Genomic DNA, 12,890 nt, shown 5'->3' with positions numbered 1-12,890 from the left:
GTCGATGATGTCCTTGTTCCGTCGGGCGCCGATGGCGTCGGCCTGCCTGATCGCCGCCGCGGGGGCCGGCGCGATGGCGCCCGCCGCCACCGCGAGCGCCCCGGGCTGGTCGACGCCGCACACGGCGTCGGTCGTGCCGTTCGGGATCTACGGGGCCGCCCCCAACGGCCAGGGCGTGCAGCTGTTCGCCACGCCGGGCGCGTCGCAGAGCCGCACCGCCGCGATGCGCGCGATCAAGAGCGACGCGACGCAGGGCAAGGCCGTGACGATCGACGCCAACGGCCGTCCGGGCGTCGGGCTGCTGTCGCTGGCCATCAACACCAACGCCAAGCTGGTGTCGGCGTGGTCGCTGGACACGCTGAGCGTCGGCCCGATCGGGCTGGCGGCGGCGCTCGGCGCGCGGACCGCGCTGCCGCAGGTCGGCACGGTCCTGCCGACGACCGGCAGCGTGTCGGCGGTCGCGACGACGATGTCGCAGGCCAACACCGCGACCGTCGCCTGGATCGAGAGCGACGCGACGACGACGTGGATCAAGGCGGCGACGCTGCGCGCCGACGCGACGCCGATCGTCACCGTGCTGGGAACCGACACGGGCTCGGCGGAGGTCGAGAACCTCTCGGCCGGGCTCGACGGCAGCGGGCGTCCGACCGTGACCTGGACGTCGACGACCCCGAACGGCACGCCGACGACGATCGCCGTCGCGCGCGGCGACGGGACCGGCGCGTTCGCGCCCGCGACCGTGCAGACGCTGACCGCCACGGCGCCGGTGTCGTCCGAGCGGACGTTCGTGCGCGACGGCGGCGCGCTGACCGCGGTCTGGGTCGAGTCGGGCTCGACGCCGAGCGCGCCCGCCACGCTGCGGACCGCCGACGCGCCCGCCGGCGGCGCCTTCGGGGCGCCGCGGACGATCTCGACCGCCGTCACCGGCGCCGTCTCCTGGGCGGGCGCGCTCGACGGCCGCGTCGCGCTGTTCTACCTGACCAGCGCGGGCCCGCGGGTGACGCTGCGCTCGACGTCCGGGACCTGGGGCGCCACCCGCGCGGTCGGCCCGTCGGGCAAGCGGAGCGTGCGGACGCTGTCGGTCGGCGTCGACGCCTCCGGGCGCGTCGTCCTGCTCTGGGACGACGGCCCCGCGTCCTCGGCGCCGAACCGGATCCTCACCGCCCGCTCCAGCTCCTCGAGCAACCCGCCCGGCGCCTACGACCAGGTGGCGCAGCGCGGCGGCGACAAGAACTGCGCGAAGCCGTCGCTGGCGGTCTCCAGCAGCGGGGACGGCCTCGGGTCGTGGCTGTGCGACATCACGTCCAAGAGCCAGGGCAGCCCGCGGCTGGCGCGGCTGACGAAGCCGTCGTCTTGAGGCAGGGGCGGAAGCGCGGCGCGCCGAGCGTGGCGCGCCGCGCTCCGCGCTAGGCCGGGATCGGCTGCCGGATGATCGGCCGCTTGGCCGCGCCCGCCTCGTCGAGGCGGCGGACCGGCGTCGTGTACGGCGCGCTCTGCGCGATGAGGGGGTCGGAGCCCGCCTCGGTGAGGATCGCCGCGATCGCCTCGGCGAAGCCGTCGAGCGTCTCCTTGGTCTCGGTCTCGGTCGGCTCGACCAGCAGGGCCTCGTCGACCAGCAGCGGGAAGTAGACCGTCGGCGGGTGGTAGCCGTGGTCGAGCAGCCGCTTGGCCAGGTCCAGGGTCTTGATCCCCAGGTCCTTCTTCATCGGCGACCCGCTCAGCACGAACTCGTGCATGCACAGGTCCCCGAAGGCCAGGGGCAGCTTGTCCGCCACGCCGAGCGCCGTCAGGCGCGCCAGCAGGTAGTTGGCGTTGAGCACCGCGGTCTCGCTCGCGTCGGTCAGCCCCTCGGCGCCGAGCGAGCGGATGTAGGCGTAGGAGCGCACGAAGCACCCGTAGTTGCCCTGGAACCCGCGCAGGCGGCCGATCGACTTCTCGTAGCCGTGGTCGTCGAGGTCGAAGACGCCGTCCTCGCCGCGCACGATCCGCGGGTTCATGAGGTACGGCTTCATGCGCTCGCTGACCGCGATCGGGCCGGAGCCCGGGCCGCCGCCGCCGTGGGGCTGGGTGAACGACTTGTGCAGGTTGAAGTGCACGATGTCGAAGCCCATGTCGCCCGGGCGCGCCTTGCCCATGATCGCGTTGAGGTTCGCCCCGTCGTAGTAGAGCGTCGCGCCGACGTCGTGGACGATCTGGGCGATCTCAGTGATGTTGGGGTCGAAGACGCCCAACGTGTTGGGGTTGGTCAGCATCAGGCAGGCGACGGTCTCGTCCGCCTTGGCCCGGAGGTCGTCGAGGTCGACGCCGCCGTCGGGGTTGGTCCCCACCTTGACGACCGTGAAGCCCGCCATCGTCACCGTCGCCGGGTTGGTCCCGTGCGCGGTGTCGGGCGTCAGCACCTTCGTGCGCGTCTGACCGCGGTCCTCGTGGAACGCACGCGTCAGCAGCACGCCGGCCAGCTCGCCGTGCGACCCGGCGCTCGGCTGCAGCGAGACGTGCGGCAGGCCGCTCACCTCGCCCAGCGCGCGCTCCAGGTTGTACATCAACTCCAGCGCGCCCTGCGAGTGCTCGGGCGACTGCAGCGGGTGCAGGCGGGAGTGGCCGCTGAGGCCCGCGACCCGCTCGTGCAGGCGCGGGTTGTGCTTCATCGTGCACGACCCGAGCGGGTAGAAGCCCGTGTCGAGGTCGAAGTTGCGGCGCGACAGCTTGACGTAGTGGCGCACCAGCTCCGGCTCGGAGACCTCCGGCAGGCGCGCCTCGGAGGCGCGGCGGAAGCCGTCGGGCAGCAGCCCGTCGACCCGCGGGACGTCGAGCTTCGGCGCGACGAACGCGCGACGCCCGGCGGCGCCCTTCTCGAAGATCGTCGTCGCGCGGTCGCGCTGCATGGGCGTGGCGCCCTCGGAGGACACCGGGATCTCGTGATGCAAGGGATGGGCCTCGATGCCGGGGTCGGCGTGCAGGTGGTTGTCGTCCAGCGGCCGGCTCATGCCGTCGCCCCCACCGCGCCGCGCTCGGCCGCGACCGCGGCGCCCAGGACGTCGACCAGCTTGTCGATGTCGGCCTTGGACCGCTGCTCGGTCAACGCCACCAACAACCCGTCGGAGAACTCGTCGTACTCGCGCCCGAGCGCGAAGCCCGGGTTGACGCCCTCGGCCTGGCAGCGGCGGATGACCGCCGTGACGTCCACGCCCGGCAGCGACACCGCGAACTCGCGGACGACCGGCTGGGTGTGCAGCGCCTCGACGCCGTCCAGCGCGACCAGGCGCTCACGCGCGTGGTGCGTGCGCTGCAGCAGCAGCTCGCCCAGCTCGACCAGGCCGTCCTTGCCCAGCCACGACAGGTAGACGACGCCGGCCAGCGCGTTGAGCGCCTGCGCCGTGCAGATGTTCGACGTGGCCTTCTCGCGCCGGATGTGCTGCTCGCGCGTCTGGAGCGTCAGCACGAAGCCGCGGCGGCCGTCGGCGTCGACGGTCTCCCCCGCGATCCGCCCCGGCATCCGCCGCAGGTAGGCCTCGGTGGCGGCGAAGAAGCCGAACGACGGGCCGCCGAAGTCCAGGCGGTTGCCGAGCGGCTGGCCCTCGCCGACGGCGACGTCCACGCCGCACTCGCCCGGCGGCTTGAGGATGCCCAGCGGGATCGGGTCGTACTGGCCGATCACGACGGCGGGCGAGTTCTTGGCGGCGGTCGCCAGCGCCTCGGCGTCCTCGACCGCGCCGAGGAAGTTCGGCTGCTGGAAGAACACCGCGCCGGTGTTCTCGTCGATCGCCTCGGCCCACGCGGCGGCGTCGGTGACGCCGTCCTTCAGCGGCACCTCGACGATCTCGGCGCCGAACCCGTGCGCGTAGGTCTGAAGCGTCTCGCGCGAGTGCGGGTGCAGCCCGCGCGACACCACGAACTTGGGCTTGCCGTTGGCCAGCCGCGCGAGGTAGCCCGCGGAGGCGACGGCGGACGGGCCCTCGTACACGGACGCGTTGGAGACCGGCAGCGCGGTCAGCTCGCTGATCGCGGTCTGGTACTCGAACATCGCCTGGAGGTTGCCCTGGGACACCTCCGGCTGGTACGGCGTGTACGGCGTCAGGAACTCCGACCGCCCCAGCAGCATGTCGATGACCGCCGGGACGTAGTGGTCGTACATCCCGGCGCCGAGGAACGTGATCTCGTCCTCGGCCGAGGTGTTCCGGGCGGCGAGGTCGCGCAGGTGCGCGTAGACCTCCTGCTCCGGCAGCCCGGCCGGGAGGTCCAGCGGGCGCCCCAGCCGCACATCGGCCGGGATCTGACGGTCGAACAGCTCCTGGACGGAGCCGACGCCGATCGCGGAGAGCATCTCCGCCAGATCGGCGTCCGTGACGGCGGTGTACTGCGTCAAGGGGGTCCTTCGGGGAGTGAGTTAAGAGAGGGTCGCCTCGTAGGCGGCGGCGTCCAGCAGGGTCGAGGTCTCCGACTCGTCGGAGAGCTTGACCTTGACCATCCAGCCGTCGCCGTACGGATCGTTGTTGATGTTCTCAGGCGTGTCGCCCAGCCCGAGGTTCACCTCGACGATCTCGCCCGACAGCGGCGCGACGACGTCGGAGACCGCCTTGACGGACTCGACCTCGGCGTAGGACTCGCCGGCGGTGACCGTCGAGCCCACCTCGGGCGGATCGAAGAACACGACCTCGCCGAGAGCGTCCTGGGCGTACCAGGTGACCCCGAAGACGGCGGTGTCGCCATCGATGCGGGCCCAGTCGTGCTCGGAGTGGTAGAGCAGGTCGGTGGGGTAGCTCGCGTCAGCCATGGCGCGGCAGCCTACTTCTTGTAGAGGGGCTTCTTCGCGACGGTGGCGCTGCGCGCCTTGCCGCGAACGTCGATCTCGATGACGGTGCCGGGCTCGGCGGACGCGGCGGGCACATAGGCCATGCCGATCCCGATGCCCAGCGAGGGCGACATCGTCCCCGACGTCACCTCGCCGCCGCCGATGACGGGATTGCCCTGACGGGCGATCCCGGACTCCATCGTGAACGCGACGAGCTTCTCGGACGGGCCGGCCTCGCGGACCGCGCGCACGGCGTCGGACCCGATGAACCCGGTGTCCTCCTTGCACGCCCAGCCGAGCCCGGCCTCGATCGGCCCGCGCGACTCCATCAGGTCGTTGCCGTAGAGGTGGTACCCGACCTCCAGGCGCAGCGTGTCGCGCGCGGCCAGGCCGGTCGGGACCGCGCCGCGGCGCACGACCTCGTCCCAGATCATCGGCGCGTCGGCGGGGTCGAGCAGCAGCTCGACGCCGTCCTCGCCCGTGTAGCCGGTGCCGCAGACCAGCACGCGCCGGCCGCGCAGCACCTTGTAGCGGCAAGTGAAGCGATCGGGCAGCGGGCCGTCGGAGAGCGCGCCGACGATCTCGCGCGCCTGCGGGCCCTGCACGGCGAGCATCGCGTACCGCGACGCGACGTCCTCGACGGTCACGTCGCCGACGAAGGCCTCCGCCTGCTTGAGGAACCACGCCAGGTCCTTCTCGTGGTTGGCGGCGTTGGTGACGGTGAGGAACTCGTCCGCGGCCAGGCGGTAGGTGAAGAGGTCGTCCAGGACGCCGCCGTCCTCGCGGCACAGCACGCTGTACTGCGCGCCGCCGGTCTGGAGCTTGCTGACGTCGTTGGACAGCAGGCGCTGCAGGAACGCCTCGGCGTCCTTGCCCGACGTGGCGATCTCGCCCATGTGCGAGACGTCGAACACGCCGGCCGTCGCCCGCGTCGCGAGGTGCTCGGCCTTCACCCCTTCGGGGTACTGGACCGGCATCTCCCAGCCGGCGAACGGGACGAGCTTCGCGCCGGCGGCGACGTGCTTGTCGTGGAGAGCGGTGCGCTTCAGCGCGGATTCGGTCGGGGCGGCGGCCACCCGGCCGAGGCTAGCAGTCGCTGTGAGCGGCTCCTCAGCCCGCGTGCCCGCCCGGCGTCTCGCGCGCCAGGTACTCCTCGAGCAGCATCGGGACCGTCGCCGTCCGCTCGGCGATGTCGAGCAGGTCCGACATCGAGGACTCCTCCTCGGTCTGCTCCTCCAGGAACCAGTCCAGGAACTGCTCGGACCGGTAGTCGTTGGTCTCGCGCGCGACCGACACGAGGTTGCTGATCGAGACCGTCACCGACTGCTCCTGCTTGAGCGCGAGGCGGATCGGAGCGATGTGGTCGTCGAAGTCCGTCTGCGGCTGGTCGACCCCGCGCATCTTCACCGGCGCGTTGGTGTCGAGCAGGTAGTTGACCATCTTGAGCGCGTGCTCGCGCTCCTCGTCGGCCTGCTTGTAGAAGAACGAGGACAGCTGCGGCCAGGTCTTGTCGGCGTAGTACGCGGCGATCGCCGTGTACTGATGGGCCGCCGCGAACTCCATCGCGATCTGGTCGTTGAGGGCGTCGACGAAGCGCTCTGAGGGCATGGCGGCGACCCTACCCAAAAGTTTCAAGAACATCAACAACTTAGGGCCACCGAAATTCCCTTAGGGCACCCTGCTTAGGGCGCCCTACGAGTCGTGCTACGCTCCCGCTCGGCTCATGCCCTCGACGTCCCGCTGCTGCCGCTCCTGCCCTCGCTGCAACGACTGCCCGGTCGTGCTGGCGGCGGCCGCGCGAGCCCGCCTGCGCGAGACCCAGGCCGACGCCGTCAACTCGCTCTTCGGCGAGGTCCTCACCGGGACCGTCGGGATCGCCCGCCGCCCGCTGCCCGACCACATCGAGCGGATGCTCGACGAGCTCGAGTCGGCACGGCGCGGCGAGAGCCCCGCGGCGGTCGCGGCGTAGCGCGCGCCTCGCGCGTCGCCTCCGCCCGAGCGGGCGTCGAGGCCGGCGAGGCGACCCAGGACGTCAGTTGTCCTGCGTGACCCTGGTCGGGTAGGGCCGGACGAGGAAGTCGGTGAGGAGCTCGTCGCGCGAGTCCTCGGTGCTCAGCTCCAACTGGGCCAAGAGCTCTGCGAGCTCGTCCGTGGTCATGTCTTGCATTTGCTGGGCGTCCTTGCGAAGGGAACAGGTGGAACGGGTGTGCTCCCCTTAGTGTCGTCAAGTCCAGCGTCGCGCGCCATCCCCGGTTTTCGGGATTCGAGCGTCCGGCAGAGGACCGAACCTGGTCGTTCGGAGGGGTGTCGGCGCCCGCGAGACGGCCGGGGCGTCCGGGCGCCGACAGGGCGCCCGGAGCCGACCGTTCGGTCAGTGGCGGCCGCTCAGCGCAGGAACGGCGGGATGTCGATCTCGTCGTCGCGGATCTCGAGCGACTCGCGCTCGACCCGCGGCGAACGGTCACGACGACGCGCGGTCTCGCGCGTCTCCTCGCGGGCCTGACGCGGACGCGCGCGGCCGTGGTCGAAGCCCGTGGCGATGACCGTCACGCGAACCTCGTCGCCCAGCGACTCGTCGATGACCGAGCCGAAGATGATGTTGGCGTTCGAGTCGGCCGCGCCCTGGACGATCTCGGCGGCCTCGTTGATCTCGAACAGGCCGATGTCGGGACCGCCGGTGATGTTCAGCAGGATGCCGGTCGCGCCCTCGACCGACTGCTCCAGCAGCGGGCTGCTGATCGCGGTCTTGGCGGCGTCGGCGGCGCGGGTCTCTCCCCCGCTCTGGCCGATGCCCATCAGCGCGCTGCCCGCGTCCTGCATGATCGTGCGGACGTCGGCGAAGTCGAGGTTGATCAGACCGGGGATCGTGATCAGGTCCGTGATGCCCTGGACGCCCTGGCGCAGGACGTTGTCGGCCTCGCGGAACGCCTCGAGGATCGTCGTGCGGCGCTCGACGAGCGCCAGCAGCTTCTCGTTCGGGATGACGATCAGCGTGTCGACGACGTCGCGGAGGCGCTGGACGCCCTCCTCGGCCTGCCGCATGCGCTGCGTGCCCTCGAACTCGAACGGCTTGGTGACGACGCCGACGGTCAGCGCGCCGATCTCGTTCTTGGCGATCTCGGCGATGACCGGCGCGGCGCCGGTGCCGGTGCCGCCGCCCTCGCCCGCCGTGACGAAGACCATGTCGGCGCCCTTCAGCGCCTCCTTGATGTCGTCGCGCGACTCGGCCGCGGCGCCGAAGCCCACGTCCGGGTTGGCGCCGGCGCCGAGGCCCTTGGTGAGCTCGTGCCCGATGTTCAGCTTGATGTCGGCGTCGCACATGGCGAGCGCCTGCGCGTCGGTGTTCGCGGCCACGAACTCGACGCCGCGCAGGCCGGCGTCGACCATGCGATTGACCGCATTGGTCCCGCCGCCGCCGACGCCGACGACCTTGATGACCGCGAGGTAGCTGCCGCTTTCCATGTGCTTGAAGTTCCTGTCCGACCCTCTAGGTAGCGTCGAGAGTTCGCGCTCTATGCGCGCCTCTCGGCAAAAGCACTGTACGCATCGGCGTTCAGCAATGCCATCACCATCTTAGAGCGCAATCTTGCTTGCAGTTTGCGGAAGTCTGTAGTTCGACTCGAGACTTGAGGGTGACCCAAGGCTCGAGTTGAGGTTGACGGTTACTATGGCGTCGATCCCGTGGCCGGCGCCGCCGACGTGGTGGTGTCGGCCGGATCGGCCTGGTTGACCGCCTCCGGATCCTGCTGGAGCGTGGGGTCCTCCAGGCCCCCGGCGGCGGGCCGCTCGGGGTAGCGGAGGTCGAGGTACGTGGCGCCCCGGGAGTCGGCCGAGGCCAGCACGGCGGCCGCCGCCGCCCACTTGGCGGCGAGCCGGTCGGCTCCGCCGAAGCGCAGCTCGGGGCCGCTCTGAAGCGTGATCGTCAGACCTTCGGCCTTCGTCGTGGTCGCCCTGATGACACGTGCCCGAAGCGCGGCGGGGGCCGCGGCGAGGGCGGCGATGGCGCCGCGAGCGGACCTGTCGGCGACGTGGTCGCCGCCGGGCGGGACCCGCAGCGGGACCGTCGGGAGGTCGCGCTGGTCGGCCCCGCGCAGGAGCAGGCCGTCGCCCGCGACCGGCGTCTTGGCGCCGTCGACGGTGACGACCGCCACCGGCGTGTTCTCGACGACCGTGATCTTCAGGCCGTGCGGGAAGTCGGTGCCGACCCGGAGGTCCTTGACGACCGGGTAGGGCGCGACGACCGACCGCAGCTGGTCGCCGCGGACGTGCAGCGTCGTCATGTCGCGCGCCGCGCTCTCCAGCTGGCGGGTGACGCGCGCGGTCTCCGGGCCGCTGAGCCCGACGACCTCGACGTGGCGCACCGCGACCAGCGACGAGTCGCGCAGCCACATCCCGCCCGCGATCAGCAGGGCGAGGACGGCAAGGGCCCAGACCGCCCACCGCGGGAGACGCGGCAGGGAGCGGACCCGCGGCATGGCGGCGGCGCGGTGCATCCGCTGCCTGGTTCGCCGCGCGGGCGGCGGTCCCTGCTTGCTCGTCAGGAGGGCGACGGGACGATCGGCTCGTGGGCGACCAGCGCGCGGCCGAGCCGGTCGACGTCCCCCGCGCCCAGGACGAGCACGAGGTCGCCGGCGCGCAGGCGCGGCGCGAGCGCGGCGTGGGCCTCGGCGAGCGTCGGGAGCCAGAGGACGGTGCGGCCGTGGGCGGCGTCCGCGGCGGCCTCGGCGACGAGCCTGCCCGTGACGCCGGGGAAGTCCTCGGCGCGCTCGCGGGCGGGATAGACGCCGAGGACCACGGCGACGTCGGCGGTGGCCAGCGCCGCGCCGAACTCGCGGTGCAGCTCCTGCGTGCGCGAGTACAGGTGGGGCTGGAAGACCGCGACGAGGCGGCGCGGGCTCAGCGAGCGCGCGGCGGCGATCGTCGCGGCGACCTCGGTCGGGTGGTGGGCGTAGTCGTCGACGACCTCGGCGCCGGAGCGCGTGGTGCCCAGGCGCTCGAAGCGACGTCCGGCGCCGGTGAAGGTGGCGAGGGCGGCGACGGCGGCGTCGAGGTCGGGCGTCGCGTCGGCCAGGTGGATCGCCTCGAGCGCCGCCGCGGCGTTGCGCGCGTTGTGGACGCCGGGGACGTTGAGCGTGACCGTGCGCTCGCGCCAGGCGAACGTCGAGCCGCCGGGCGTGAGCGTGACGTCCCGCGGGTCGAAGACCGCGTCGCCGGGGCGCGCGAGGTCGGGCGGCGCGACGGTGCCGCGCGCGGCGCCGTCGCGAAGCTCGTCGAACGCGGCGTTCAGCGCGGCCGGCGAGCCGCCGTAGGTCGCGTGGTGGTCCAGCTCGATGTTCAGGACGACCGCGACGTCGACGTCGAGCGCGAGCATCGAGCGGTCGGACTCGTCGGCCTCGACGACCAGCCACTCCCCTTCGCCCCAGTCGGCGTTCTCGCCGGTCGTGCGCAGCGCGCCGCCGATGAGGTACCCCGGCGCGGCGCCGGCGCCCAGCAGCGCGTGGGCGACCATCGACGTCGTGGTGGTCTTGCCGTGCGCGCCCGCGACCGCGATGACGCGCTTGAGCGAGGTCAGCTCGCGCAACAGCTCGGCGCGGGGCTGGGCGCCGGGCACGCGCTCGGGGTTGTCGGCCGGGATCGCGGTCGAGACGAAGACGTCGGCGCCGGGCGGGACGTTGGCGGCGTCGTGCCCGACGTGCACGGTGATCCCGAGCGCGCGGAGTTTGTCCAGCGCCGGGGACTCGGCGCGGTCGCTGCCGGAGACCGTCGCGCCGAGCTGCACCGCCACGCGCGCCCAGCCGCTCATCCCGGCGCCCCCGATGCCGACGAGGTGGACCTTGCGGCCGGCCCACGGCCCGGCCGCGGCGGGCTCAGCCACGGCTCGCCGCCGCGTCCAGCACCTCGCGCGCGATCGCCCGCGCCGCGTCCGGCCGCGCCAGGCCGCGCGACGCCTCCGCCATCGACGCCAGGCGCGCAGGATCGCTCAGCAGCGCGCCGACCTCGTCGTCGAGCCGCTGCGCGGTCACGTCGCCGTCGCGGATCACGACCGCGGCGCCCGCGTCGGCCATCCACCGCGCGTTGGTCGTCTGGTGGTCGGCGGCCGCGTGCGGATAGGGCACGAGGATCGCCGGAAGCCCGGCGGCGGCGATCTCGAAGACCGAGCCGCCCGCGCGCGCGACCGTGAGGTCGGCGGCGGCCAGCGCCGGGCCGAAGGGCGAGATGTACTCGCGCAGGTCGTAGTTGGCCGGCGGCGGCGTGCCGAGCCGCTCGCGCAGCGCCGCGTAGTCGCGCGTGCCGGACGCGTGCAGCACGCGGAACGGCGCGTCGGAGAACGCGTCGATCGACGCCTCGTTGATCGTCCGCGCGCCCAGCGAGCCGCCGAAGACCAACACCATCGTCTCGCCCTCCCCCAGGCCGAACTGGGCGCGCGCGGCGGCACGGTCGGCGGGCGGTGGCACCGGGCGGCCGGTCACCAGGTACTTGGCGGCGTCGTCGCGCCCGGCGATCGGGAACGCCAGGCAGACCCGCCGCGCGCGGCCGGCGAGCAGGCGGTTGGTCAGCCCGAGGTGGCTGTCGGCCTCGGTCAGCACGAGCGGGACGCGTCCCGCCGCGGCCGCCGCGCCGACCGGCCCGGCGACGTAGCCGCCGCCGCCCATCACGGCGTCGGGCCTGACGTCGCGCAGGATCGCCTGGGCGGTGCGCAGCGCGCCGACCGCCTTCAGCGCCCCGCGCGCGGCCTTCAGCGGGTTGGTGCGCGAGAGGCCTTCGACGCGGATCGGGCGCAGCTCGTAGCCGGCCTCGGGAACCAGCGTCTTCTCGGCGCGCTCGCCGCCGACGAAGACGACGTGCGCGCCCTCAGCCCGCAGCGCGTCGGCGACCGCCAGAGCCGGCACCACGTGCCCGGCTGTCCCTCCGGCGGCGATCAGGATCGTTGGAGCCATTCCTCTTGGACCCTGCCACATTCCGCGCCCCGGGCACGACCCGGAGCGTCACGTGCCCGCCCGCGGCGACGTTGAGCAGGACGCCCATGCCCATGAGCAGCACGATGAGGTTGGTCGACCCGTAGGAGATGAACGGCAGCGGCACGCCGGTCAGCGGCGCGAGGCCGAGGACCGTGAAGACGTTGAGCATCGCCTGCGAGAGGAACAGCGAGGTCACGCCCGCGGCGAGCAGCTTGGCGTAGGTGCCGCGCGCGTTCTTGGCGACGCGCAGGCCCGCGTAGGCGACCAACCCGTACAGGAAGAGGATCCCGCAGATCCCGATGACGCCCAGCTCCTCGCCGACGATGGCCAGGATGAAGTCCGTGTGGGCCTCGGGCAGGAAGAGGTTCTTCTGCTGGGAGTTGCCCAGGCCGCGGCCGAAGAGCCCGCCGGAGCCGAGCGCGATCTGGCCCTGGACGGCCTGGAAGCCCTCGTCGCCGGCGTGCGCCCACGGGTCCAGGAACGTCATCAGGCGGTCGCGCCGGTAGGAGGCGCTCATGGCGTACAGCAGGATCAGCACCGACCCGCCGCCGGTCGCCGTCGCCAGCCAGCGGATCGGCATGCCCGCGGCGACGAGCATCGAGGCCATCGTGAAGCAGATGACCAGCGAGGTCCCGAGGTCCGGCTGCGAGGCGATCAGCAGCACCGCGCCGCCCGCGACCAGCAGCAAGGGCATCAGGTTGCGCGGGTGGGCAAGGACCTTGGGTCGCTCGGCCAGCAGCTTGGCCGCGTAGAGCACGAGCGAGAGCTTCATCAGCTCCGACGGCTGGAAGACCAGCGGGCCGGCGCCCAGCCAGCGGCGCGCGCCGTTGACGCTGACGCCGAAGCCCGGCATCTTCACGAGCACCAGGCAGACGAACGAGAAGGCCAGCAGCGGGAGCGTCGCCTTCAACACCAGGTCGAGGCCGCGGCGCGCGATCACGTGCATCAGGACGAACCCGATGCCGCCGTAGATCACGTACTTGACCATGAACGACGTGCCGTCCCCCTGGCCGGAGAGGACGGAGCGAGCGGAGCTGGCCGAGAACACCATGACGGCCCCTGCTGCCAACAGGCAGAGGGTCGCGGTGATCAAGATGCTGTGCTCGATCGGGTGGGGATGGCGGCGGCGGGCCATCAGG

General features: G+C 72.7%; 13 protein-coding genes. 2 read left to right on the top strand and 11 right to left on the bottom strand.

Going from position 1 to position 12,890, the window contains the following annotated elements; translation table 11 throughout:
* Positions 1-4: 4 nt before the first annotated feature.
* Positions 5-1,357 (top strand): hypothetical protein, encoded by a 1,353-nt coding sequence (locus tag VFG42_RS02120; protein WP_324904756.1) that lies wholly within the window; start codon positions 5-7, stop codon positions 1,355-1,357.
* 49 nt (positions 1,358-1,406) lie between these two features.
* Here the strand turns inward: VFG42_RS02120 and gcvPB are convergent, their stop codons facing one another.
* The 5 genes from gcvPB to VFG42_RS02095 all read right to left on the bottom strand — a co-directional run bounded on the left by gcvPB (position 1,407) and on the right by VFG42_RS02095 (position 6,400).
* Entirely contained in the window at positions 1,407-2,885 is a 1,479-nt protein-coding gene (gene gcvPB, locus VFG42_RS02115; RefSeq protein ID WP_349260373.1) for an aminomethyl-transferring glycine dehydrogenase subunit GcvPB, read from the bottom strand.
* Positions 2,886-2,983: 98 nt separating this feature from the next.
* The gene (gene gcvPA, locus VFG42_RS02110; RefSeq protein WP_324904752.1) at positions 2,984-4,366 is read right to left on the bottom strand and encodes an aminomethyl-transferring glycine dehydrogenase subunit GcvPA; all 1,383 of its coding nucleotides are present in this window, start codon (positions 4,364-4,366) and stop codon (positions 2,984-2,986) included.
* A gap of 21 nt (positions 4,367-4,387) precedes the next feature.
* On the bottom strand, positions 4,388-4,774 hold the full coding sequence (gene gcvH / locus VFG42_RS02105; RefSeq protein WP_324904750.1) for a glycine cleavage system protein GcvH: 387 nt from the start codon (positions 4,772-4,774) through the stop codon (positions 4,388-4,390).
* Between the two features lie 11 nt (positions 4,775-4,785).
* Positions 4,786-5,868 (bottom strand): glycine cleavage system aminomethyltransferase GcvT, encoded by a 1,083-nt coding sequence (gene gcvT / locus VFG42_RS02100; RefSeq protein WP_324904748.1) that lies wholly within the window; start codon positions 5,866-5,868, stop codon positions 4,786-4,788.
* Positions 5,869-5,902: 34 nt separating this feature from the next.
* Complete coding sequence (locus tag VFG42_RS02095) at positions 5,903-6,400, bottom strand: ferritin (RefSeq protein ID WP_324904746.1); 498 nt, start codon at positions 6,398-6,400, stop codon at positions 5,903-5,905.
* Between the two features lie 115 nt (positions 6,401-6,515).
* Here VFG42_RS02095 and VFG42_RS02090 point away from each other — a divergent pair, with 115 nt between their 5' ends.
* Positions 6,516-6,761, top strand: a complete 246-nt coding sequence (locus VFG42_RS02090) for a hypothetical protein (protein ID WP_324904744.1) — start codon at positions 6,516-6,518, stop codon at positions 6,759-6,761.
* 63 nt (positions 6,762-6,824) lie between these two features.
* Here VFG42_RS02090 and VFG42_RS02085 read toward each other — a convergent pair whose 3' ends face one another.
* The 6 genes from VFG42_RS02085 to ftsW all read right to left on the bottom strand — a co-directional run bounded on the left by VFG42_RS02085 (position 6,825) and on the right by ftsW (position 12,886).
* Positions 6,825-6,950 carry a hypothetical protein gene (locus VFG42_RS02085; protein WP_324904742.1) on the bottom strand — a complete coding sequence of 42 codons (126 nt, stop codon included), beginning with the start codon at positions 6,948-6,950 and terminating at the stop codon, positions 6,825-6,827.
* A gap of 227 nt (positions 6,951-7,177) precedes the next feature.
* A complete protein-coding gene (ftsZ, locus tag VFG42_RS02080; RefSeq protein WP_324904740.1) occupies positions 7,178-8,254 on the bottom strand; it encodes a cell division protein FtsZ in 1,077 nt (358 codons plus the stop codon).
* A 203-nt stretch (positions 8,255-8,457) separates the two neighbouring features.
* Positions 8,458-9,267: a cell division protein FtsQ/DivIB gene (locus tag VFG42_RS02075; RefSeq protein ID WP_324904738.1), complete on the bottom strand. Its 810-nt coding sequence runs from the start codon at positions 9,265-9,267 to the stop codon at positions 8,458-8,460.
* A gap of 62 nt (positions 9,268-9,329) precedes the next feature.
* Positions 9,330-10,667 (bottom strand): UDP-N-acetylmuramate--L-alanine ligase, encoded by a 1,338-nt coding sequence (locus tag VFG42_RS02070; protein ID WP_324904735.1) that lies wholly within the window; start codon positions 10,665-10,667, stop codon positions 9,330-9,332.
* Entirely contained in the window at positions 10,660-11,685 is a 1,026-nt protein-coding gene (locus VFG42_RS02065) for a UDP-N-acetylglucosamine--N-acetylmuramyl-(pentapeptide) pyrophosphoryl-undecaprenol N-acetylglucosamine transferase (protein ID WP_324904733.1), read from the bottom strand. Before VFG42_RS02065 ends, VFG42_RS02070 begins: the two co-directional genes overlap by 8 nt.
* The gene (gene ftsW / locus VFG42_RS02060; protein WP_324904731.1) at positions 11,645-12,886 is read right to left on the bottom strand and encodes a putative lipid II flippase FtsW; all 1,242 of its coding nucleotides are present in this window, start codon (positions 12,884-12,886) and stop codon (positions 11,645-11,647) included. Before ftsW ends, VFG42_RS02065 begins: the two co-directional genes overlap by 41 nt.
* Positions 12,887-12,890 lie beyond the last annotated feature (4 nt).

It is taken from the genome of Baekduia sp. (assembly GCF_035685985.1).
Lineage (GTDB): Bacteria > Actinomycetota > Thermoleophilia > Solirubrobacterales > Solirubrobacteraceae > Baekduia.
Note: the sequence above shows the minus strand (reverse complement) of the source record. Positions and strands in the feature narration are given on the sequence as shown.